Genomic DNA, 20,101 nt, shown 5'->3' on the forward strand with positions numbered 1-20,101 from the left:
TATGGCAGACCACGACTTAACTCAAGACGAACTCGACGCGCTTCTTGCCGGGCAACCGGATGAGAAGCCTAGCAAGGCGCGCCAACGCGACGCCGACGATGATGTCGTGGTTGATTCACCGAAACCTCGTCCCGGCGGTGAAGTGCACACTCGCGATCGGAAAGAACAACGTCCCTTTGATCCTGGTTCCCAGAATCGTGTTGTCCGCGAACGGCTGCATACCCTTGAGGTTATCAACGAGCGGTTTGCGCGGCAGTTTCGCATGAACTTGTTTAACCTATTACGACGCAATGCCGACATTACCGTCGAGTCTGTTCGTTATCAGCGCTTTAGCGACTTTGCGGATGCCATTCCGACACCAACCAACCTCAACATTATCGCCATGAAACCTCTGCGTGGCACCGGTTTGGTCGTGTTTCCGCACGCAATGGTCTCGATGATTGTCGAAAACCTGTTTGGCGGGGACGGCCGCTTTATTACGCGCAATGATTCGCGTGAGTTTACAGGTACTGAGCAGCGCATTATTCAGCGTGTCCTAAACCTTGCAATTGATGCTTATCAAGAATCCTGGCGCTCTGTGTATCCGCTTGATATCAACTTTATACGCAGTGAAATGCAGCCAAAATTCGCGGCCATCACTAGCTCGCCCAGTGAAATTGTGGTCAACACCACCTTTCACCTCGAAGTCGGCAACTTGGAGAGCAACTTCAAAATATGCATGCCGTACTCAATGATCGAGCCGCTACGCGATAAGCTCACCAATTTAAGAGCTGATGCCGGTGGCGGTAATGACAAACTGTGGCGTCAGCGTATCAGCCAAGAATTGCAATCCTCATCCATTGATTTGGTTGCTGATTTCGTCGATATTCCGCTGCGCTTACCGCAAGTGATGTCGCTTAAACCAGGGGATGTTATTCCCATTGAATTACCGAAAAAGGTCACCGCTACGGTGAATAACCTACCCGTTCTCGAGTGCGAGTTCGGTAGCGTCAATTCACACCGTGCCCTGAAAGTGACCAAAGTGCTTGAGAATCAAAAGTTCTCCAGCCCGTTCCAGTCGCAGGAGTCCGATCATGACAAACGATTCTAATGAACCTATTGGCGAACAGCCAAACGAGCAAGATCCTTGGGCTGATGCACTGGCCGAAGAAGAGCAAACACAGCCACTCGAAGGCGATGCAGGCAATGTCTTTAAGCCTCTCGATTCATCAGCTAAAGCGGGCTCGCTCAATGATCTCGATATCATTATGGATATACCGGTCAAGCTGAGTGTTGAGCTTGGACGAACCCGTATAACGATCAAGCAGCTCTTAGAACTTGCACAAGGCTCTGTAGTGGAACTCGACGGTCTCGCCGGCGAACCCATGGATATCTTGATTAACGGCTACCTGATTGCACAAGGTGAAGTCGTTGTTCTGGATGACAAGTACGGTATTCGTATTACCGAAATCGTCACGCCGTCTGAGCGTGTGCAAAAACTCAATCGATAAGAGCTATTCGCTATGAGCACAAGCGCTGCGACACAAGCTGCTGAACTGAGTACCGATGGCATGGCCTACGCCGGCCAAGTCATGCTCGTACTGCTGTTCGTGATTGGTTTGATCTTGCTCTGCGCGTGGCTATTTCGCAAACTCAGCGGGCAGTATCAAGGGGTTCAAGGGCAACTGAAAGTGGTCGGCAGTGTAGCCGTAGGTAGTCGTGAACGTGTGGTGATTGTAGCGGCCGGTGATACTTGGCTGGTGCTCGGCGTCGCAAACGGCAGTGTCAATAAACTTCATGAAATGCCACCGCAAGCGACTCCCGAAGTAACAACCGGTGATTTCAAATCACGCCTACAACAAGCCTTCCGCCAACAAACCGGCAACCGCAAGGATTCGCACTCATGATGCGATGGTTGTTGCTTGTCTGTGTACTGCTGTTACTCCCGTTGGATGCACTGGCACAAAGTATTCCTGGTGTCGTGACCACCCCTACTGAAGATGGCGGCCAACAATGGTCGCTGTCGCTGCAAACATTACTATTTCTGACCAGCCTCGCTTTTTTGCCAGCGATGCTGCTGATGATGACGTCCTTTGTTCGCATCATTATTGTGATGAGTTTGCTCCGCACAGCTATGGGAACACAATCTGCGCCACCGAATCAGGTATTGCTCGGTCTCGCGTTATTTCTCACGTTTTTCATCATGGCGCCGGTATTCGGACAAATTTATGATACAGCTTGGGTGCCTTTCAGTACCGACGCGATTGATTTTGAGACTTTTATCGAACTTGCGTCCGGCCCCATGCGTGAGTTTATGTTGGCACAAACACGCGAGCCAGATCTCGCCTTATTCGCTGGCCTTGCTGATGTCGGTCCAATCGCCAGCCCCGAAGAAGTGCCCTTCCATGTATTGGTGCCTTCATTCGTGACCAGTGAATTGAAAACAGCATTTCAAATCGGCTTCACCATTTTCATCCCGTTTCTCATTATCGATCTCGTGGTTGCCAGCGTACTTATGGCACTCGGTATGATGATGGTTCCACCTGCAACTATCTCGCTGCCATTCAAGCTTATGCTGTTTGTGTTGGTTGATGGCTGGCAATTGCTGATTGGCTCACTCGCCAATAGCTTTTACGTGTAGGGGGCAACATGACACCAGAAACGGTCATGACAATTGCCTATCAAGCGATGCAAGTGACGTTGTACTTGGCAGGGCCTTTATTGCTCACAGCTTTGCTACTAGGTCTCCTAATCAGCCTGTTCCAAGCAGCGACACAAATTAACGAAATGACCTTGTCATTCATCCCCAAAATTTTAGGGGTCGTGGTGGTTCTCGTCGCTATCGGACCTTATCTTTTGCAACTTATTATCGATTTCACTCGGCGGCTGTTCACGAACATTCCCATGATGATTCAGTAGGTCGCGGTGATGGTATCCGTAACCTTCGCACAACTTGAGGCCTGGATTAGTCTGTTTTTATGGCCTTTCTGCCGCTTTAGTGGGTTGTTGCTCATTGCGCCAGTGTTAAGCCACAGTAGTCTACCTAATATGACAAAGCTGGGTCTGGCCGCCATTTTTACCATCATCATAGGGCCATTATTACCTGCATTACCTGATGTCCCGCTGTTTTCGTGGGCCAGTTTTGGCATCATGTTGGAACAAATCATCATCGGTGTGGCCATCGGCTTTGTGATGCAGGTTATCTTTGCTGCTATACAGGCTGCTGGTGAGTTTATCGGCCTGCAGATGGGTCTTGCCTTTGCAACCTTCTTTTCGCCTGACAGCGGCGCCAATACGATGATTCTGTCGCGTTTGCTGTACGTGTTCTCGATGCTGATGTTTTTAGCCATTGATGGCCACCTGATCCTCATCGAAATCCTCACCAACTCGTTTTTCACTCTACCAATTGGCAGTCTAGGTCTGAACGCTGGCGCATTCGAATTAATAGCGCGCTTTGGAACCGTCATTTTTAGTTCGGGGATTTTACTTGCGCTGCCCGTATTCGGAGCGTTATTGATCGTGAATTTGACCTTGGGCATTCTCAACCGCTCTGCACCGCAGCTCACTGTTTTCTCTGTGGGCTTTCCAATGTCGCTGCTACTAGGTTTAGTCTTGCTGATGGTGTTGATGACCGATTTAGGTGGTTATATGCAGAAACTATTTCGGATGGGATTGGCGATGGTCGAGCAGACCGTCGCCACTCTGTAAAGACTGGATTTAACGAAGCATATTGAACAGACTGAGATCTTTCATATCGACGAACGCTTTTTGCGCTGCCTGTAATCCAACCATGCGCATACTGTATTCTGATGCTGCTTCCACATAATCTAAATCAACCAGTGACGATAACGTTTGCTCATATGCCAGCATTCGGTTTGAGGCGATAGTTTCCAAAGTATCAAGTTCGTTGAGACGTGCCCCCACTTCTGCACGAACCGTCAATACGTTGTCCATACTGTTATCAAACTCGTTCATCACAGTGTTTAACGTATTGCGCAGTGCTGCACCGGCTTGCGGTGTGTCCAGCGGAGCTTCTAAGGCAGCAATCGCCTTTTCAAAGGTGCGGAATACGTCGGTATTGCCTGCTGCAGCCGGACTAATCGTAACTTGGTCACCCGGTTCGGGTGCACCCGTCAACTCGATTTGAAGCCCTCCCACTTGTAGGTCGGTCGGGTCTGTATAAGCAACCGCAGCACCACCATTGATGGAATAGGTCGGTGCTGCCGCAGTACCACCAAAATCAACGGTAAATGTATCACCGTAGTTTGGATCAGTAGAATCAATCACATTCACACTGCTATAAGTCAACGAGCCTTGGTTGGTTGCCGCCGCAGCCGCTAAGTAATTGGTTCCACCGCGTACACTGCGAAACACGTCATCCGCGCTGTGCCCAATCGGCATAGTACGGTCACCGTCAATGCGTTGCTGACGAACATCAGTGCTACCGACAAATTGGACCGTCTCATCTGGGTTGCGAATAAATGGCGCAGAGCCATCTTCATAACCTCCAAACAAGTAGAGCCCATTCCCGTCACGACTATTACCGAGACCCACTAACGATTCGTACAACCCCCGCATCTCACTCGCTACGGCATCGCGATCGCCGTCACTCAAAGTACCATTCGATGCTTGTACCATCAGCGTTTTGGCTCGCGAGTAAATGTCGCTCACACTATTCAATACGCTTTCTTCCTGGCCCAGAGCATTACGCACGCCAATTCGCGCATCCGTATATTGTTGTGTCACAGCTTTCGATTGACCGACATTTAGCGCTTGCGCCATGGCTTGCGGATCATCAGAGATATTTACCACGCGCTTACCACTGGCAATTTGTTGCCCTACTTTCATGAAGTCAGCCTGCTGCCGATTCATGGCCTGAGTGTTTTGGTTGTAGATAGTTAACGTACTGATGCGCATGTCACACTCCGTGCTTCACTTAGCGAAGGCTTAAAATGGTATCGAGCAACGTGGTGCCCGTTTCAATCACTTTGGCGTTAGCTTGATAATATTGTTGGAAGCGGACTAAATTTGCGGCTTCCTCATCTAAGTTGACACCGGATTCCGACTGCTGCAGAGCCTCAAGCTGGGACGTCAGCCCCTCTTGCGCAGCTAAATTGGCTTTTACAACACTCATTTTGTTGCCAACCGTGCTGACCATGCCTGCATAGGCTTGGTTAAACGTAGCAGTACCACCAATTGTTTTCTGATTCTGTAATTCCAACATCGCGAGCGCATTACGGTTGTCACCGCTGCCAGTAGACTGCGCAGCAGCTATTTCGGCACCATCATTCAGTTCGAAAGAGAAGGTGCTCGCCAGTCCTTTCACGGGCTCAACGCGAAATGCATCGTTGGTATTGGGGGTGCCGCTTAACGTCATTTCCACACCCGCGAAACTCAAAGTATTGGTCCCTACGTCAAAAGCAGCTGCAACTTCACGCCCGTTATCAGCTCGCGTCACTGTAAAAGAACCATCGTCGTTGGTGCGCACATTAAAGCCCGTCGCCAGCAACGCATCGCTATCCGTAATTGTCGCAGCGGCGGTGACCGTGCTGGTATTATTGGCATTCATAAACACCTGCGGCGAACCAATGCTAAACATCTCTGCGCCCGGTTGCTGGTTCAAATCAAGCCCTTGAGTGTGTTGCTCGTTCATAGCAGTCGCAAAACTATAAGCTAATTGCCCCAGCTGGTTTTGAAGTTTATCGAGCGAGTCGCGCCGAAACTCCATCAAACCACCCAAAGTTCCGCGTTGAAAGTTGCGCTCTTGTAATTCACTGAAGTTGCCGGCTGGATCGGTATAACCAACCATTACTTGAGTAGGGTCATTGGCCCCAGGGCGCGCGGTGAGCTGATATGTATTTTCACCGCTGACCAGAGGTAAGCCGCTGGACAAAGAGACACTATATGCTCCAGAGCTATTTTCATTGACGCGAATATCGATGCGCTGACTCAGTTCATGCACCAATTGATCGCGTTGATTCGCTAAATTGTTCGGAGTTTTGCCATCGAAACCGCGAGCTAACACGATCTCTCGGTTTAAGTCAGCGATTTGCTGCGTGTAGGTGTTGACCAATTCGACTTCAGCTTCTAACTGCTGGTTGACGCTACGCCCGATGTCTTCCGCATACTGATCTAACGAGCGAAACTGCGCAACCATAGTGCGTGCTGCGCCCATCACACCCTCACGCGAAGCCGGATCAGAGGGACTACTGGCCATCTGGCTCATGCTAGAGAAGAACTTTTGCATCATTGGAGCAAGACCAGCGGCCTCATCGGAAAGCAAGTTATCAATTTGTCCAAGTTCATTTTGATACGCTTGTAATGAGGACAGGGTTCCGGAAGCGGCATTCAGGCGCGTCGCGACAAACTGGTTAAATTGACGTTGGACATCCGTAACTCGCACACCATTCCCGTTACTCTCGGTCATCATCACGATCTCGCGATTATAGCCGGGCGTATAAACATTGGTGATGTTGTTACTGGTGGTGTAAAGCGCTTGTTGTGCTGTCGACAACCCGCTCAATCCAATCGAAAAAATGCTCATTTCTGATCCTTCTGCTGATACCTTTAGCTATCGGCATCAACCGCCAAAACTTAAGTATAATTTCACGCGAAATGCTTATTTACTTGGGGTTTTCTGTAACTGCTGCAGCAGTGTATCGGCCAAGCCGATTCCCTTACTCGCTAATTCGTTGGATAACTGTGCGTCGAACATTTCGGTGTAGGTTTTCATGGCATTACTATCGAAAAATACGGACTCGCCACCTGCCGCGCGCATCGACTTCATCATCTGTCCAACAAAGAGCGCTTCAAATTGCTTTGCCGCCGCTTCTGCGGCTTGATCGGGCCGTTTCGAGCTGGCGGTTTTCAAATCATTGAGCTGCTGTGAATCAAAGGCTAAGCCGGGGATGCTACTCATTAGATAATCTCCAAATCGGCACGTAACGAGCCCGATGCTTTCAGAGCTTGCAAAATAGCCATCAAGTCCGCTGGAGTGGCGCCCAAACTATTCAGCGCTTGCACCACATCCATGAGTTGTGTCCCCTCGACCGCAAGCAACGAAGCTTCTTCTTCAATAATGTCGATATCTGCTGCATTCGCTGTAACCGTCTCGCCTTGGCTAAAGGGAGCTGGCTGACTTACCAACGGCTGCGACCGAATTGTTACCGCTAAATTGCCATGAGCAACCGCAGCCTCACGTAATGTGACGTTGCCAGTTAACACAATGGAACCCGTACGCGAATTCAATACCACACGGGCGGTCGACTGACCTGGATTGACCTCAATGTTTTCAACCTGCGCCATAAACGCGACCCGATTATTCGGGTCTCGCGGACCTTGCAGCTGAATCACGCCCGCATTGATTGCATTCGCTACCTTAAAGCCAAACGACTCATTCACTCGCTCAACAACACGCAAAGCCGTCGTGAAATCAGCCTCATCAAGTTGCAACGTCAGCAGTCCGTTATCTCGACCTAAATCAAGCTCAACACTACGCTCAATGGTGGCGCCAGCGCTAATACGCCCCGCAGCTTGATGGTTGACCACCGCTGACGAGCCCTGAGCTTCAGCGCTGATGCCATTAATCAATAAGTTGCCTTGCGCGAGTGCATACACATTTCCGTCTGCACCTTTCAGCGGTGTCATCAGCAAGGTGCCGCCACGTAAACTGCGCGCATTACCTATTGAACTCACAACGACATCGACCTGTTGGCCCGGTTGTGCGAAAGCTGGCAGTTTTGCGGTGACCATCACGGCCGCGACGTTACGCAACTGCATGTTGGTTCCTGCAGGAATAGTGACACCAAGCTGGTTCAACATATTCGTCATGCTCTGACCGGTAAACGGCGCCTGCATGGTTTGGTCACCCGAACCGTCGAGTCCAACAACCAAGCCATAACCCACCAGATCATTGCTGCGCACACCGGCAAAACTCGCAATATCTTTGAGCCGCTCTGCCGTAGCAGGCATGCTTAGCACACTGAGTAAAAGTGCTATTCCAATCAAACGAGTCCATTGTAAGTTCGGCACAAATCTATCCTCTTAAAACGGTGCGATTTTATTGAAAAAGCGCTGCAACCAACCCATGCGCTGCGCATCGCTGATATAACCGTCACCCATATATTCCAAGCGAGCATCAGCAACGGCAGTCGACATCACTGTATTGCTACGATTGATTTGCCGCGGATTCACAATGCCCGAGAAACGAATAACTTCCGTACCCTGGTTGATGGCGATTTGCTTTTCACCGCGGATCCGTAAGTTGCCATTACGGAGCACTTGTAAAACCGTCACGGTAATCGTTCCTGAAAATCGGTTATTGGCACTAGACCCACCGCTACCGGTAAAGTCGTTGTTGCTGCCAACGGCAAAACCGTATTCTGCGAGTTCTTCTAAAGCGTCAGGCAATCCCTCTAGGTCAACCCCCACGTTGCTGGTTCTGGATGCATTCGATGAAGCACTTTTGGTCGCGCTGACTTGCTCTTCCAACACAACTGTCAGAATGTCACCAATGCGGCGTGGCCGTTGATCTTCAAACAAAGGAACGTAACCCTGTTGCGCTTGGTAAATAGAACCATTCGCTTCGCCTTGCGGCAGATCCGGAATCGAAACCTCTTCATAGGGCTCGACAACAACCGGATCGGGCACGCTACTGCATGCTGCCAATCCGAGTGCGAGAATACCCACCGCTACCGCTTTCATCTTAGAGTTGTCCTAACCGCGCCAGCATTTCATCGCTAGTTTGAACGGCACGACTATTGATTTCATAAGCGCGCTGGGTCTGAATCATGTTGACCATTTCCTCAACCACGTTCACGTTGGAGGCTTCAACAAACCCCTGATACAAGCGTCCTGCACCGTTGACACCAGGTAGCGCTTCGGTTGGTGCACCAGATGAGGCCGTCTCAATATATAAGTTACCGCCAATAGCCTCCAAGCCCGCGTCGTTCATAAAGGTGGCGAGGCTGATTTGTCCCACTTGCTGGTTTTGTGCAATACCCGGTTGTTTGACCGAGACAATACCGTCCTCACCAATGGTCACACTCAATGCATTGGCGGGCAGAAAAATAGCAGGCTCGAGTGGTTGCCCACTGGCGGTCACCATTTGTCCATCTTGGTTGATCTGAAAGCTACCGTCACGGGTGTAAGCGATGTTGCCATCTGGCAGTAAAACTTGGAAAAAGCCTTTGCCGTTAATCGCCAAGTCATTGGAGTTTTCTGTATTGCTTAAATTGCCTTGTGTGTGCAAGCGTTCGGTTGCTGCAGCACGAACACCGGTACCGACCTGCAAACCGGACGGCAGCGCGTCTTGCGCATTATTCATAGCACCGGGTTGGCGCATATTTTGATACAGCAAATCTTCAAACACAGCGCGTGAACGTTTGAAGCCTGTCGTATTCACGTTTGCCAGGTTGTTGGTAATTACGTCTAATTGTTGCTGTTGCCCAGTCAGGCCTGTTTTTGCAATCCACAATGACTTAATCATAATGGCTTTCTCCCGTTAGCCACGCACAGACAGCAAGCTATTCGCCTGTTGCGCCGTCTCGTCAGCTTTATTTATTACACTCATATTGAGTTCATAGCGGCGTTGGTTATCGATCATCGCAACCATCGCATCAATAGCGTTTACATTACTGCCTTCTAGCGCACCAGAGCGCACTTGTGCTGTTTCTGATGCTGCCAAAGGTGCATTTACCGGACTACGAAACCAACCATCTTCGCTGCGCATCAATTGCTGCGGTTCCGTGACATCGACCAATTTCAAACGATCCAACGGTACCAGCTCTGTTGGATTACCACCCATGCCAATGCCAGAAATCGTACCGTCATTACCAATGGAAACCGAAGTACCCAACGGCACCTGAATGGGGCCACCTTGACCGAGTACAGGCATGCCGCCGACCGTCATTTGACCTTCTGCGTTCACCTGTAAATCACCACGCTTGGTGTAGGCCTCGCCAGCTGGGGTTTGCACCGCCAACCACGCGTTTCCTTGCATCGCGACATCCAAATCACGCTCGGTGGTTTGCACCGTTCCAGAGCTGGTATCAAATAGACCCGTTGCCGATACCGCAGCCACGCGAGTGTCGTGCACACCAGCACCATTTATCGGAACAGCGCGCGCGGCAGCGAGCTGAGCCCGAAAGCCACTGGTCGATACATTGGCGAGGTTATTCGTCACCACCGCCTGTTCGTCCAACGTTTGCCGCGCACCATTCATGGCTGTATATAAAATGGCATCCATGAGCTGTTCCTCTTAACGTTTACTGGTTAACGATTAACGTAACTGCATGGTGGTCTGCAGGGCTTCATCCTGAGACTTGATGCTTTGTGCGTTCGCTTGGTAGTTACGTTGGGCAATGATCATCGCGACAAGCTCTTGTGTCAGATCGACGTTCGAAGCTTCTACTGCACCGGCCATAATGTTGCCGAACTGACCTTGCCCAGGCACCGATACAATCGGCTGTCCTGATTCAGTAGTTTCGCGCCAACCGTTGTCACCAGCCGGCTGCAGGCCTTCTAGGCTTTGGAAGTTCGCCAAAGCAATAGTGCCCAGTACCCGCTCCTGCTCATTCGAGTAAGTACCGACAATCTCACCTAATTCATTGATATTGACCTGCATGAGTGTTCCAGAGACGTAACCATCTTGGAAAATTTCAGCAAGTTCGAATTCGTTGGCGAACTGAGTCGAACCTTCGAGCTCCATACTTACAGTCATTGGGTCTGAACCATTAGGTGGAGCAAACGTAAATGCATCAAGACCACTCGTCGAATCCAATAAGCCATTTCCGTCAAAGGTCAATTGGCCAATTTCAGGAGCTACTTCATTGTCACGTACAAGCCGCACTTCCCAGGTATTGATTGCGGTTTTCGTAAAGTACATCTGACTTTGATGTGGCGTACCTAACGAGTCATATAACGTGACACTGTTGGTGTAGGAATAAGAGTTGGCATTGGCTGGGTCAAAAGGAACCGCTCCGCGGTTAACAATGGCCGAACGCGTATCCATATTAAACGTGGCTTGGATCGAATTAGTCGCATACGCAGGCAAACCAACGGATGGTATTTGCATAACTTGTGGCTGACCACCGAAGTCGATACCTGCAGGATAACCCGTCAAGCGTGCACCTGATGCGTTGGTTAAGTAGCCACTGCGATCCATCGTCAACTGACCATTTCGCGAGTAGATAATTTCGCCTGCGCTTTCAAAGCGGAAAAAACCTTTACCCGATACCGCTAAGTCCAAACCACGATCGGTAGTCTCAATATTACCGTCACTGAAATCCTGCACGACACCGGCTAGACGCGTACCCAAACCGACCTCGGCATTGGCGTAAATGTCTGCAAACTGTGCGCGTGAGCTTTTAAAACCAACAATTTGTGAGTTGGCAACGTTGTTACTAATCACATCAAGATTAATGGCCGCAGCGCGTAAACCTGAAAGTGCTTGTGAAAAACCCATAATGAGCTCCTTAAATAATTTGACGAATATCTTCGAGTCGGACTGGATCGAGAATACCGCCGAGATCAAGCCGTGGACCGTCTTTGTAGTTACTGACTGCCAGTACTTGAGCGTAATTCAGTTGCTCAACACTGACTGACTTACCGTCATTGACGGCTTCAACACTAAATCGATAAGAACCTGGAGGAGCAGCAGTGCCGTCGTCCATCAAGCCATCCCAGGTGTAAGAGTGAGAACCACTGTTGGCAGGACCTAAGTCAAAAGTCCGTATGAGCATGCCGCTTTCGTTGAATACTTTGGCTGTCATTTCGCCAACGGGTGACTGTAACTCCAGACCGAATGGCGTAGTATCGCCCGCTTCACCCACCAACAAACGATCACCTGGAACCAACACCGCTTTGCCGATGAGTCCAGCTGCCTGCAATGAACGCTGCGCATCAATTTGGCCATTGATGTTCTGCATCGTGTCATTTAACGACTCAATTCCACTGACGGTATTGATCTGGGCTAGCTGCGCAGTCATTTCATTGTTTTCCATTGGGTTCAATGGATCTTGGTTATTCAATTGAGCAACCAATAACGTCATAAAGTTATTGCGCATCTCTTCGCCATTCGAAGCGACTTGTCCACCACCGCGGTTGGCTTGAGTCACAACACTGGCGTCAATAGTATTGCCAAACATGTTTTACTCCTTAACTGCGGCCGATGGAGAGCGTGCGCATCAGTAATTCTTTACTGGTATTGAGCACTTCTACGTTGGCCTGATAAGACCGCGCCGCTGAAATCATATTGACCATTTCAGCAACGGGGTCGACATTGGGTAAGGTTACATAACCTTGGTCGTCTGCCAGCGGGTGTCCTGGCTGATACTCGCGCCGCGCTGGCGCTTCCGATTCAACCACTTGCTTAACCTGCACACCACCCACACCTTGGTTCTGCAGTTGCTGTTCGAAGATCACCTGCTTTGCTTTATAAGGATCGCCATTTGGTCCTGCGACACTATTGGCGTTTGCCATATTGCTCGCCGACACGTTCATGCGCTGTGACTGCGCTGTTAGTGCTGAGCCGGCAATATCGAGAATGGAGAAATTAGTCGCCATCATATGCTCCGTTATTGTTCAGGTTGCATGGCTTTGCGTAAGCCACTGGTGCGATCATCAAGGAACTGAATATCGGCTTGATAGCGCAGTGAATTGTCGAGGAACTGAGTGCGTTCGATATCCATATCGACAGTATTCCCATCCAGCCGAGACTGCGTTGGTGTCCGATATTGAAGCTGTGCCGTCACGCTGTTACTCGCCCCGAGCTGCAGGTGCCCTGCATGCGTTTTAGTCGGTTGAGTAGTGCCTTGAAGTGACGCACTCGCCCGTTGCAACTCGGCACTAAAATTAATATCCCGCGCTTTGAAATTGGGCGTATCTGCGTTGGCGATATTATTCGCGATCACTTCCTGCCGCTGTTGCCGAAGCGACAGCGCTTGTTGGTGAAACTGCAGAGACTGACTCAGTTTATCGATCATCCCGGTATCCTCGATCCTCGCGATCCTCATTTCGATCGCTTTTTTCTCACGGTCTAGACTAGACCTGCTGTTGACAAGACAAAGGGACAAAAAAGCGCCTTTTTTACCCCTAATTCTGCGATTAGAGAAAATTTGAGGTCGTTATACTGGCCTTTCACTGAGGTATGAGTAGAGATCCGTGATCATGAGGTTATGCCAACTACTACTGATTGGTTTGAGCTTGCACAGCGCTGCGCTGTTAGCGAGCACACCAGCCATGCCGCAGTGGGAGCGTCAACTGCGCTCGGAGCTCGCGATGCCGTTGCAACGGTTAGCGGACGACTACGAATTGACATTAAGTTGGTCCGAAACACGCAAACAGCAGTTGAACGACTGTGTCGTTGCGAGTCTCTCAGTTCCAGAGGATACCCAGTTGCGTCGCGGTCGCGCACTGATACCGGTTACCTGTGAAGACTCACCACGTCCGCATTATGTGCCCGTGACCATTCAACTTTTGGGAACTTATTATGTTCTCGCCGATTCAGTTTCAGCAGGTACGCGCATCACAGCCGAGCATATTAAAACTATGCAAGGTGACCTGACGCGTTTACCACACCAAGCATTACGCGATCCTGAACAGATTATTGGTCAGCAAACGCGGCGATCTCTGGTTGCTGACACGGTCATTCAAGAAAGCTTTTTGCAAGTGCCTGTTGTTGTAGAACGAGGCCAAAATGTGACGGTGATTGCCTCAGGTGCTGGATTTGAGCTGCGCCAAGAGGGACAAGCGCTTGATGCAGGAGGCGTGAATGAGATTATTCGCGTCCGTTTAGAAAACAAAAACTTACTGTCGGTCAAAGTCACAGGTCCCGGACGTGCGGTACCCGCATCATGACCTTCTCTATAGATTACTATGAATTTTTTGCACATTCGGTTAAAGTTTGGCGGTGCTCTGCCGATAACTCAGGTAGACATAAATGAGTGAGGTATTTCCTGTGAAAGTGAATGGATTTCAGCCACTGCCCGGTACCAACCAAACGGAATCGAACCGTTCGGCGAAAACGGGTGCGCCTTCGACTGAAGCTAGTCAAGCAGCTAGTTCAGCGGACGTCGTCACTCATTTTAGTCAACTCCCGCAAGATCAAAGCCAAGATATCGATACCGCTAAAGTCGAATCCATTCGACAAGCTATTCGTGACGGCCAACTGACGATGCGTGCTGACCAAATAGCCGAATCTATGTTGCAAAGTTTAACTGAATCATCCAGCAACTCTGATTAGGATTTATGGGACTACAGACGCATTTAGACGCACAAATTACCCGATTGACTAATTTGCAGCAATTGCTTGAGCAAGAGCAATCTATGTTGAGTGCCGGCACTATCGATGGCGCTGAATTGGAGCGTATCGCACAAGCCAAAACCGCGTTGCAACAAGAAATCGAAGCCGCTGAGCAACAGCGCCGCACCGCTCAACAGAAACTCGGATTTGCAACTGACAGCAAAGGCGCTCGTAAGGCAGCTGATCAGGCCGGTTGTTTAGATACTTGGGAAACTTTGCTGCAGGCGGCCGAACGCGTAGCAAAAATGAACCAGTTAAACGGCGAGCTTATTCAACACCGCCTACACCACAATCAGCACATGCTCAATATTCTGCGTGATGCCAGTGGCGGCGGCCAACTGTATGGCTCTGACGGTAATCAACCGACTCGCCCTCAGCGTATTAACTCCAAAGCTTAATGCTGATAAATACCATCGAGGAGCGCCGCTAAACGCTGCGCGCCCATTTGCATCCGTTGCTCTAAAATGGGTCCATATTGCGCCGTGTAGTTTTCACCTAAGCGTTGCTGCGGTGCGTAGTCGGAATAGATTCGACGGGTAATTGCAGCCGATTCGTTGGCCCATCCCAACACCAATGATTCGCTGTACTGCAAAGGCGCTAGCGGCTCTAACTCTTGACCCAAGCTCTCGGCTTTAGCGTGTGGTGGCTCACCATTGCGCCGCAATAACATGCCGGTATCCCACAACCAGTGCAAATTACGTTCTTCGTCGAAGTAATATAAATTGGCGCGGTTTCCGCCTAAGTCATCCGCAAAACTTACGTGCATAGGTTGATGTAAATCACCAACAAAATGCGCCAAAAATGCCAACGCAACCCAACTTTCTGGGTTGTTCTTTAGGACGCTGTAATGATGCTGAATAGCCGACAAAACGCAGCCCTGTGGCGGACATGCATCTGCTTTCACTTGTGCTTGAGTACGCTCGAAATTGACGTAATGGTGAGGTTTTGCCCAGTCCCACTTATCATTGCTTTTAATATCGTCAGCCCAACTGCAAATGGCCCCGAAAGAGTCATAATCTGGATGTTCAGCTACCATAGCATCGAGGCGTTGACGCGTTGCCGGCGACACTAACTCATAGGTCATCTGACAGAACACGACATGCCCAACACCACCATAACTTTGTGCGGCAGGACTGAATGCAAGCAAACTCAAAAGAATCAAAATCAGTCGCATGACTACTCCTCAATACAGCTACTGGCTATTGGCTAATGGCTATTCGCAACGAGCGAAACCAGGGTTTTCTAATAGCAAGTAACTAATAGCTAATAGCTAATAATTTGGCGTTTGGTGAATCTTCTAGGATGTAGAGTCGCCCATCGCTGCCGCTCGCCACAGCGCGGTAGCGCGTCTCACGCTCTTGTAAAAAGTCTTGTGACTGTTGCCATTTCCCATCCACAAAACGAAAACGTTGCAAGCGCTGACCAGCCAAATGTGCCACCCATAAATCACCGTTATGCAGGGCTAAACCCGCAGGCGCTAATGATGGCGTCCATTGTAATAGCGGTTGAACTGTCCCCGGCAATTTTTGCAAGGGACTTACATAAGCACCCGTGTAATCAATGCCATAAGTGACCAACGGCCAGCCGTAGTTTTTGCCCGCCTCAATCTTGTTGAGTTCATCGCCACCGCGAGGACCATGTTCATGCTGCCATATCGCATCACGCTCAGCGTCATAAACAATGCCTTGCACATTCCGATGTCCGTAACTGTAGATTAACGGTGCTTCTTTATGCCGAAATGGATTATCTTCAGGTACGCTGCCATCGGCATTCATGCGCACTATTTTGCCTAAGTAACTATCCAGATTTTGTGCTTGCTCCCGATAGTCAAAACCGTCACCAAGTGTCAGCAGTAACGTGGCGTCAGGAAGCCACGTCATTCGTCCACCATAATGTGCGGCTCCCTTCTTATCAGTGCCACTAAAAATCACTTCAAGATTGCTCACTTCTGTAGCTTCTTGATTCAACATTCCAACACTCACACAGGTGGTGTTACGTGACGCGACTCCGCAGGCATAGCTTAAATACACTTTTCGACTTTGCTCAAAGTCTGGCGCTAATAACACCTCGAAAAGTCCGGCCTGAGCTTCAGCAAATAAGTTAGGCAGGTTTAACGCGACAGTTTGTGTCGCATTGGAGTTGGCATCGATATGTAGGAGTCGTCCGCCACGCTCGGTCACCAACCAACTTTGGTCCGGTAGCTGCGCCAGACCCCACGGTTGGTTCAAATCATCCGCAATAACTGACAAGGTAATCTCTTCGTCCGCGAATGTTGCGCCAGCGTACAACGCGAGACTCAACACGCTTAGTGCTAGTGCCTTCATGCTGCTGCTCCCTCACTCTGGTGGCTTGAATAACTGCTGATCTTACTAACTCTGGCAAATAGATAACCTGCGAGGCCACCACATGCCACCATACTCACTAAGCCCGGAAGTGTTCGGTTCACGGCTATCAGTGTGGGCATCGGGAGCAGTGCATCGACAATCAAAAAGGCTACCCACAACCCAACCGCTCCACCGACTAGGAACCAAATCGGTTCAGGATTGGGGCGGCGCCGATCAATAAAATAGGCTACGGGGAGAGAAACAAGCAGCGAAGTTCCGAGAATAATCGCGAATGTCGGCGAAAAGTTGATAATATCGTGAAACGTGGCTTCTTTTCGGAGCGCCCAGTCAATCTCCACGGACCAATCCTGCAGCGCTGCAATATTAAATTGGGTTTGGATAATTGCAGCGGTGATGCTGGCAACCACTAAAGCAACCAGAAAAGCGAGAGCAATTCGTATCATACTGCTGACTCCGAGTTCGAATGAAAGATGGGACCCATTTAAGCTACGCCCCATGTGTCAGCCTAAAATGACACTTCCAGCCAGTCATCCGCAGCTTGAAATGTCAGACTTTGAAGGGGTCCACGTCCTTCAATATTAACCAGATTTTGCTGCGACGCCCAGATATCTTGCAGTGCTTGGTGTTTTAACTTGAGACCTGCCAGCGACTTCGGCATAGCAACCTCTTGATAAACCCAGATATTAGCGCCATCAATTTGCTGCCCAACCGGTTCCAAATTCAAGCGCTCACCCGCGAGGGTAGCCAGCTGGAAACGCTCCATCACATAACCGGCAAATTGCTCTCGCGTTTCTGCACTATCATGAATATCAGCACCTTTGGCATCAAACAGCACACTCACCGCATGCTCGGCATCGTGCAGGTTGAAGCGATGCATTACCTCAATGTTGCCGGTTCGTTCGTTGAATAAGACCGTTGTCACTGCGGTTTTTAGTTGATGGGCAGATGCGCTGCCCATCAACACTACAGCGAGCACGGTCTCAATCAAATACTTCATTGATCGTCGTTCTCTATTTCATCTTTGTCGTCATCATCAGCAGTCTTCAGCTTTGATTTTGACTCTTGCATCAAGTCGCGACGAATGTGATCAGCCTGACGATTACTTTTAAATGCCTCAATGCGCGATGGAATAATTCGGCGCGGATAGTAATTATTTACAATATCCACATCAGCCGTTTCCCATTGTGGATCCACAGCAAAATCAGTCACTTCTTTGTCGGTCACAATCAGTTTACTGACATTCTTCGCGTTCCGACGCCAAATCTCAGCCGGAATGTGCATGGAATCTTTGGTGCCATCGGCATAGGTCCATTCCAGTAGGATAGGCATTACCAGTCCGCCCAAATTGCTGAAATCCAGAACATAATAGTTTTTATCTTCGCTCACAGCTCGATCAAATACGCGACGTTCCCACGGCTCAAGTTTCTCCAGGAAACTCTGATACGCATTCCGCTGCTTGTTGGTCACTGTAAACTCGTCATTCTCATCGTAGAAGTCGGTTACATCTGGGTTTAACTCAACCCAGGTTTTACGTCCTTCCGCTTGATTGCGTTCCACGAAAAGTGACGTCGGTTTATTTGCTTCTTCTTGGCGACGGCGCTCCCAATCGATATCCGGATCTTTCGTATCCATCCGTAATTTGTAGACACGGTCCAAACTGATATCGACATGGTCTGTTGAGTAGAACCAGCCGCGCCAGAACCAATCTAAGTCCACACCTGAAGCTTCTTCCATAGTCCGAAAGAAATCCGCTGGTGTAGGTCGTTTGAACATCCACCGGCGAGCGTATTCTTTAAATGCGTAATCGAATAGCTCACGGCCCATAATCACTTCACGTAAAATATTCAACGCAACTGCGGGCTTGGTGTAGGCGTTGGGGCCCAAATTTAGAACGCTATCTGACTGCGTCATGATGGGGACTTGATTAGTCGACTTCATATAATCAATGATGCCACGCGCTTCAACGCCCCAAGGAATATCCGGGTCCCATTCACGCCCGGCAACAGCATCTAAATAGCTGTTTAAACCTTCATCCATCCAGGTCCATTGCCGCTCGTCGGAATTCACAATCATTGGAAAGTAAATGTGTCCAATTTCATGAATAACTACACCGATCAAAAAGCGCTTTTCTGCCAACGAATAGGTGCGACTACCGTCATCTTGAAGTTCCGTGCGCGGGCCATTAAAGGTGATCATTGGGTATTCCATACCGCCGACGGGGCCGTTCACTGACTGGGCGGTTGGATAGGGATAATCAAATGAGAAGCGAGAATACACTTCCATGGTGTGAATCACTGAAGCAGTCGAATATTTCTCCCATAACTCACCCCCTTCTTTGGGATAAAACGACATCGCCAATACTTCCGGCATCACCTTGCCGCCTTGCTCATACACTTGTGCGTCCCAAATGAATTGACGTGACGAAGCCCAAGCAAAATCACGGACATTCTCGGCCACAAAGCGCCACGTTTTCATTTCGTCAGTGGCTTCTTTCTCGTTTTCGAGTGCTTCTTCCGGCGTCACCACAAACACTGGGCGTTCAGCGCCTTTCGCATTGTCTAAACGTTGACGCTGCGTTGCCGTGAGCACGTCTCGTGGATTTTGTAAGACACCTGAAGCCGACACAATATGATCAGCCGGCACAGTGATTTCTACTTCAAAATCACCGAATTCCATGGTGAACTCGCCACTGCCTAAGAATTCTTTATTGGTCCACGCTTCATAGTCAGTAAATGCGGTTACTCGCGGATACCACTGCGCCATTAAGAAAATGTCGTTTCCACCTTCGCGTTCGTCATCCGGAAAATGCTCATAACCTGAGCGCGCACCAACTGCATCGGACTCAACGATATTAAAACCGAAATCAATTCCAAACTCTGTTTTTTGGCCTGGCTTTAACGGCTGTGGTAAATCCAGTCGAAGCTTGGTACCCACCACGACAAAATCCATACCTTGACCACGGCTATCACTGATTTTTTTGATTTCGAAGCCGAGCTCGTTGTCGGCCATAAACTGCTGCCGACGCAATTGCCCTAAACTGATCCGCGCAGGCTTATCAATGCCATTCAAATTCTGCTCTGGTCTGCTTGAGAATGTACTGCTGCGCTCTGCCATGGAATCATTGCGAAAGATATTCTGGTCTAATTGAATCCAGATATAGCGCAATGTGTAAGGTGAGTTGTTGTGGTACGTAATGGTTTCCGAAGCATCAATTCTGCGTGCCGCTTCATTGAGTGTGACATCAATGTCGTAGTCTGCTCGCTGTTGCCAGTAATTTTCCCCAGGTTCACCCGCCGCACTGCGATAAACATTCGGAGTTGGTAACGTTTCATCCAACTGGCGAAACTTATCCTGATAACTGCCTTTGGTTTGTTGAATAGCGGACTCAGCAACAGCCGTAAACGGCATTACTAAAGCGCTGATCAGCACACTTGCGCCAATCCAAATAGTCGAATTGTTCATGAAAGAAACCTGT

25 protein-coding genes are annotated in these 20,101 nt (G+C 49.6%); 9 read left to right on the plus strand and 16 right to left on the minus strand.

Annotated elements, in window-relative coordinates; genetic code table 11:
* Position 1 precedes the first annotated feature (1 nt).
* The 6 genes from fliM to fliR are packed head-to-tail and all read left to right on the plus strand — an operon-like array spanning position 2 to position 3,687.
* On the plus strand, positions 2-1,090 hold the full coding sequence (fliM, locus tag CWE22_RS08405) for a flagellar motor switch protein FliM (RefSeq protein WP_169930874.1): 1,089 nt from the start codon (positions 2-4) through the stop codon (positions 1,088-1,090).
* A complete protein-coding gene (gene fliN, locus CWE22_RS08410) occupies positions 1,074-1,490 on the plus strand; it encodes a flagellar motor switch protein FliN (RefSeq protein ID WP_169930875.1) in 417 nt (138 codons plus the stop codon). The genes fliM and fliN overlap by 17 nt, the downstream gene beginning before the upstream one ends.
* Positions 1,491-1,502: 12 nt before the next feature.
* Positions 1,503-1,886 (plus strand): flagellar biosynthetic protein FliO, encoded by a 384-nt coding sequence (gene fliO / locus CWE22_RS08415; RefSeq protein WP_169930876.1) that lies wholly within the window; start codon positions 1,503-1,505, stop codon positions 1,884-1,886.
* Complete coding sequence (gene fliP / locus CWE22_RS08420) at positions 1,883-2,620, plus strand: flagellar type III secretion system pore protein FliP (protein ID WP_169930877.1); 738 nt, start codon at positions 1,883-1,885, stop codon at positions 2,618-2,620. Before fliO ends, fliP begins: the two co-directional genes overlap by 4 nt.
* 8 nt (positions 2,621-2,628) lie before the next feature.
* A complete protein-coding gene (gene fliQ, locus CWE22_RS08425) occupies positions 2,629-2,898 on the plus strand; it encodes a flagellar biosynthesis protein FliQ (RefSeq protein WP_169930878.1) in 270 nt (89 codons plus the stop codon).
* A gap of 9 nt (positions 2,899-2,907) precedes the next feature.
* Positions 2,908-3,687, plus strand: a complete 780-nt coding sequence (gene fliR, locus CWE22_RS08430; RefSeq protein ID WP_169931075.1) for a flagellar biosynthetic protein FliR — start codon at positions 2,908-2,910, stop codon at positions 3,685-3,687.
* A gap of 9 nt (positions 3,688-3,696) precedes the next feature.
* Here the strand turns inward: fliR and flgL are convergent, their stop codons facing one another.
* From flgL to flgB, 11 genes are all read right to left on the minus strand, one after another.
* Positions 3,697-4,896, minus strand: a complete 1,200-nt coding sequence (gene flgL / locus CWE22_RS08435) for a flagellar hook-associated protein FlgL (RefSeq protein ID WP_169930879.1) — start codon at positions 4,894-4,896, stop codon at positions 3,697-3,699.
* A 19-nt stretch (positions 4,897-4,915) separates the two neighbouring features.
* Positions 4,916-6,523, minus strand: coding sequence for a flagellar hook-associated protein FlgK (flgK, locus tag CWE22_RS08440; RefSeq protein ID WP_169930880.1), 1,608 nt, complete (start codon positions 6,521-6,523; stop codon positions 4,916-4,918).
* Between the two features lie 75 nt (positions 6,524-6,598).
* Entirely contained in the window at positions 6,599-6,898 is a 300-nt protein-coding gene (locus CWE22_RS08445) for a rod-binding protein (protein ID WP_169930881.1), read from the minus strand.
* Complete coding sequence (locus tag CWE22_RS08450; protein ID WP_211618641.1) at positions 6,898-8,010, minus strand: flagellar basal body P-ring protein FlgI; 1,113 nt, start codon at positions 8,008-8,010, stop codon at positions 6,898-6,900. The genes CWE22_RS08445 and CWE22_RS08450 overlap by 1 nt, the downstream gene beginning before the upstream one ends.
* Positions 8,011-8,022: 12 nt before the next feature.
* Complete coding sequence (locus tag CWE22_RS08455; protein WP_169930882.1) at positions 8,023-8,682, minus strand: flagellar basal body L-ring protein FlgH; 660 nt, start codon at positions 8,680-8,682, stop codon at positions 8,023-8,025.
* A 1-nt stretch (position 8,683) separates the two neighbouring features.
* Entirely contained in the window at positions 8,684-9,466 is a 783-nt protein-coding gene (flgG, locus tag CWE22_RS08460) for a flagellar basal-body rod protein FlgG (protein ID WP_169930883.1), read from the minus strand.
* Between the two features lie 15 nt (positions 9,467-9,481).
* Positions 9,482-10,225 (minus strand): flagellar basal body rod protein FlgF, encoded by a 744-nt coding sequence (locus CWE22_RS08465; RefSeq protein ID WP_169930884.1) that lies wholly within the window; start codon positions 10,223-10,225, stop codon positions 9,482-9,484.
* Positions 10,226-10,258: 33 nt separating this feature from the next.
* Positions 10,259-11,443 (minus strand): flagellar hook protein FlgE, encoded by a 1,185-nt coding sequence (gene flgE, locus CWE22_RS08470; RefSeq protein ID WP_169930885.1) that lies wholly within the window; start codon positions 11,441-11,443, stop codon positions 10,259-10,261.
* A gap of 10 nt (positions 11,444-11,453) precedes the next feature.
* Positions 11,454-12,125 carry a flagellar hook assembly protein FlgD gene (locus CWE22_RS08475; protein WP_169930886.1) on the minus strand — a complete coding sequence of 224 codons (672 nt, stop codon included), beginning with the start codon at positions 12,123-12,125 and terminating at the stop codon, positions 11,454-11,456.
* 10 nt (positions 12,126-12,135) lie between these two features.
* Positions 12,136-12,546, minus strand: coding sequence for a flagellar basal body rod protein FlgC (flgC, locus tag CWE22_RS08480; protein ID WP_244595984.1), 411 nt, complete (start codon positions 12,544-12,546; stop codon positions 12,136-12,138).
* 8 nt (positions 12,547-12,554) lie between these two features.
* Entirely contained in the window at positions 12,555-12,962 is a 408-nt protein-coding gene (gene flgB / locus CWE22_RS08485; RefSeq protein ID WP_169930887.1) for a flagellar basal body rod protein FlgB, read from the minus strand.
* 184 nt (positions 12,963-13,146) lie between these two features.
* Between flgB and flgA the strand changes: the two genes are divergently transcribed.
* From flgA to CWE22_RS08500, 3 genes are all read left to right on the plus strand, one after another.
* Positions 13,147-13,836 carry a flagellar basal body P-ring formation chaperone FlgA gene (flgA, locus tag CWE22_RS08490; protein WP_244596023.1) on the plus strand — a complete coding sequence of 230 codons (690 nt, stop codon included), beginning with the start codon at positions 13,147-13,149 and terminating at the stop codon, positions 13,834-13,836.
* An 82-nt stretch (positions 13,837-13,918) separates the two neighbouring features.
* Positions 13,919-14,221, plus strand: a complete 303-nt coding sequence (gene flgM / locus CWE22_RS08495; protein WP_169930889.1) for a flagellar biosynthesis anti-sigma factor FlgM — start codon at positions 13,919-13,921, stop codon at positions 14,219-14,221.
* A gap of 5 nt (positions 14,222-14,226) precedes the next feature.
* Positions 14,227-14,679, plus strand: coding sequence for a flagella synthesis protein FlgN (locus CWE22_RS08500; protein ID WP_169930890.1), 453 nt, complete (start codon positions 14,227-14,229; stop codon positions 14,677-14,679).
* On the opposite strand, the gene CWE22_RS08505 is transcribed toward CWE22_RS08500, so the two are convergent.
* The 5 genes from CWE22_RS08505 to CWE22_RS08525 all read right to left on the minus strand — a co-directional run bounded on the left by CWE22_RS08505 (position 14,676) and on the right by CWE22_RS08525 (position 20,088).
* Entirely contained in the window at positions 14,676-15,455 is a 780-nt protein-coding gene (locus tag CWE22_RS08505) for a S1/P1 nuclease (RefSeq protein WP_169930891.1), read from the minus strand. The two genes, CWE22_RS08500 and CWE22_RS08505, sit on opposite strands and share 4 nt — an antisense overlap.
* Before the next feature lie 82 nt (positions 15,456-15,537).
* The gene (locus CWE22_RS08510) at positions 15,538-16,605 is read right to left on the minus strand and encodes a PQQ-dependent sugar dehydrogenase (protein ID WP_169930892.1); all 1,068 of its coding nucleotides are present in this window, start codon (positions 16,603-16,605) and stop codon (positions 15,538-15,540) included.
* On the minus strand, positions 16,602-17,069 hold the full coding sequence (locus CWE22_RS08515; RefSeq protein ID WP_169930893.1) for a hypothetical protein: 468 nt from the start codon (positions 17,067-17,069) through the stop codon (positions 16,602-16,604). Before CWE22_RS08515 ends, CWE22_RS08510 begins: the two co-directional genes overlap by 4 nt.
* Before the next feature lie 62 nt (positions 17,070-17,131).
* Entirely contained in the window at positions 17,132-17,623 is a 492-nt protein-coding gene (locus CWE22_RS08520) for a DUF6702 family protein (protein ID WP_169930894.1), read from the minus strand.
* On the minus strand, positions 17,620-20,088 hold the full coding sequence (locus CWE22_RS08525) for a M1 family metallopeptidase (RefSeq protein ID WP_169930895.1): 2,469 nt from the start codon (positions 20,086-20,088) through the stop codon (positions 17,620-17,622). The genes CWE22_RS08520 and CWE22_RS08525 overlap by 4 nt, the downstream gene beginning before the upstream one ends.
* Between the last annotated feature and the right edge of the window lie 13 nt (positions 20,089-20,101).

It is taken from the genome of Pseudidiomarina aestuarii, from assembly GCF_003987355.1.
GTDB lineage: Bacteria > Pseudomonadota > Gammaproteobacteria > Enterobacterales > Alteromonadaceae > Pseudidiomarina > Pseudidiomarina aestuarii.

What these genes read in the sequence shown, in the direction of transcription:
- fliM (WP_169930874.1), top strand. Translation starts at nt 2, where the DNA reads ATGGCAGACCACGACTTAACTCAAGACGAACTCGACGCGCTTCTTGCC.
- fliN (WP_169930875.1), top strand. Translation starts at nt 1,074, where the DNA reads ATGACAAACGATTCTAATGAACCTATTGGCGAACAGCCAAACGAGCAA.
- fliO (WP_169930876.1), top strand. Translation starts at nt 1,503, where the DNA reads ATGAGCACAAGCGCTGCGACACAAGCTGCTGAACTGAGTACCGATGGC.
- fliP (WP_169930877.1), top strand. Translation starts at nt 1,883, where the DNA reads ATGATGCGATGGTTGTTGCTTGTCTGTGTACTGCTGTTACTCCCGTTG.
- fliQ (WP_169930878.1), top strand. Translation starts at nt 2,629, where the DNA reads ATGACACCAGAAACGGTCATGACAATTGCCTATCAAGCGATGCAAGTG.
- fliR (WP_169931075.1), top strand. Translation starts at nt 2,908, where the DNA reads ATGGTATCCGTAACCTTCGCACAACTTGAGGCCTGGATTAGTCTGTTT.
- flgL (WP_169930879.1), bottom strand. Translation starts at nt 4,896, where the DNA reads ATGCGCATCAGTACGTTAACTATCTACAACCAAAACACTCAGGCCATG.
- flgK (WP_169930880.1), bottom strand. Translation starts at nt 6,523, where the DNA reads ATGAGCATTTTTTCGATTGGATTGAGCGGGTTGTCGACAGCACAACAA.
- CWE22_RS08445 (WP_169930881.1), bottom strand. Translation starts at nt 6,898, where the DNA reads ATGAGTAGCATCCCCGGCTTAGCCTTTGATTCACAGCAGCTCAATGAT.
- CWE22_RS08455 (WP_169930882.1), bottom strand. Translation starts at nt 8,682, where the DNA reads ATGAAAGCGGTAGCGGTGGGTATTCTCGCACTCGGATTGGCAGCATGC.
- flgG (WP_169930883.1), bottom strand. Translation starts at nt 9,466, where the DNA reads ATGATTAAGTCATTGTGGATTGCAAAAACAGGCCTGACTGGGCAACAG.
- CWE22_RS08465 (WP_169930884.1), bottom strand. Translation starts at nt 10,225, where the DNA reads ATGGATGCCATTTTATATACAGCCATGAATGGTGCGCGGCAAACGTTG.
- flgE (WP_169930885.1), bottom strand. Translation starts at nt 11,443, where the DNA reads ATGGGTTTTTCACAAGCACTTTCAGGTTTACGCGCTGCGGCCATTAAT.
- CWE22_RS08475 (WP_169930886.1), bottom strand. Translation starts at nt 12,125, where the DNA reads ATGTTTGGCAATACTATTGACGCCAGTGTTGTGACTCAAGCCAACCGC.
- flgC (WP_244595984.1), bottom strand. Translation starts at nt 12,546, where the DNA reads ATGATGGCGACTAATTTCTCCATTCTCGATATTGCCGGCTCAGCACTA.
- flgB (WP_169930887.1), bottom strand. Translation starts at nt 12,962, where the DNA reads ATGATCGATAAACTGAGTCAGTCTCTGCAGTTTCACCAACAAGCGCTG.
- flgA (WP_244596023.1), top strand. Translation starts at nt 13,147, where the DNA reads ATGAGGTTATGCCAACTACTACTGATTGGTTTGAGCTTGCACAGCGCT.
- flgM (WP_169930889.1), top strand. Translation starts at nt 13,919, where the DNA reads ATGAGTGAGGTATTTCCTGTGAAAGTGAATGGATTTCAGCCACTGCCC.
- CWE22_RS08500 (WP_169930890.1), top strand. Translation starts at nt 14,227, where the DNA reads ATGGGACTACAGACGCATTTAGACGCACAAATTACCCGATTGACTAAT.
- CWE22_RS08505 (WP_169930891.1), bottom strand. Translation starts at nt 15,455, where the DNA reads ATGCGACTGATTTTGATTCTTTTGAGTTTGCTTGCATTCAGTCCTGCC.
- CWE22_RS08510 (WP_169930892.1), bottom strand. Translation starts at nt 16,605, where the DNA reads ATGAAGGCACTAGCACTAAGCGTGTTGAGTCTCGCGTTGTACGCTGGC.
- CWE22_RS08515 (WP_169930893.1), bottom strand. Translation starts at nt 17,069, where the DNA reads ATGATACGAATTGCTCTCGCTTTTCTGGTTGCTTTAGTGGTTGCCAGC.
- CWE22_RS08520 (WP_169930894.1), bottom strand. Translation starts at nt 17,623, where the DNA reads ATGAAGTATTTGATTGAGACCGTGCTCGCTGTAGTGTTGATGGGCAGC.
- CWE22_RS08525 (WP_169930895.1), bottom strand. Translation starts at nt 20,088, where the DNA reads ATGAACAATTCGACTATTTGGATTGGCGCAAGTGTGCTGATCAGCGCT.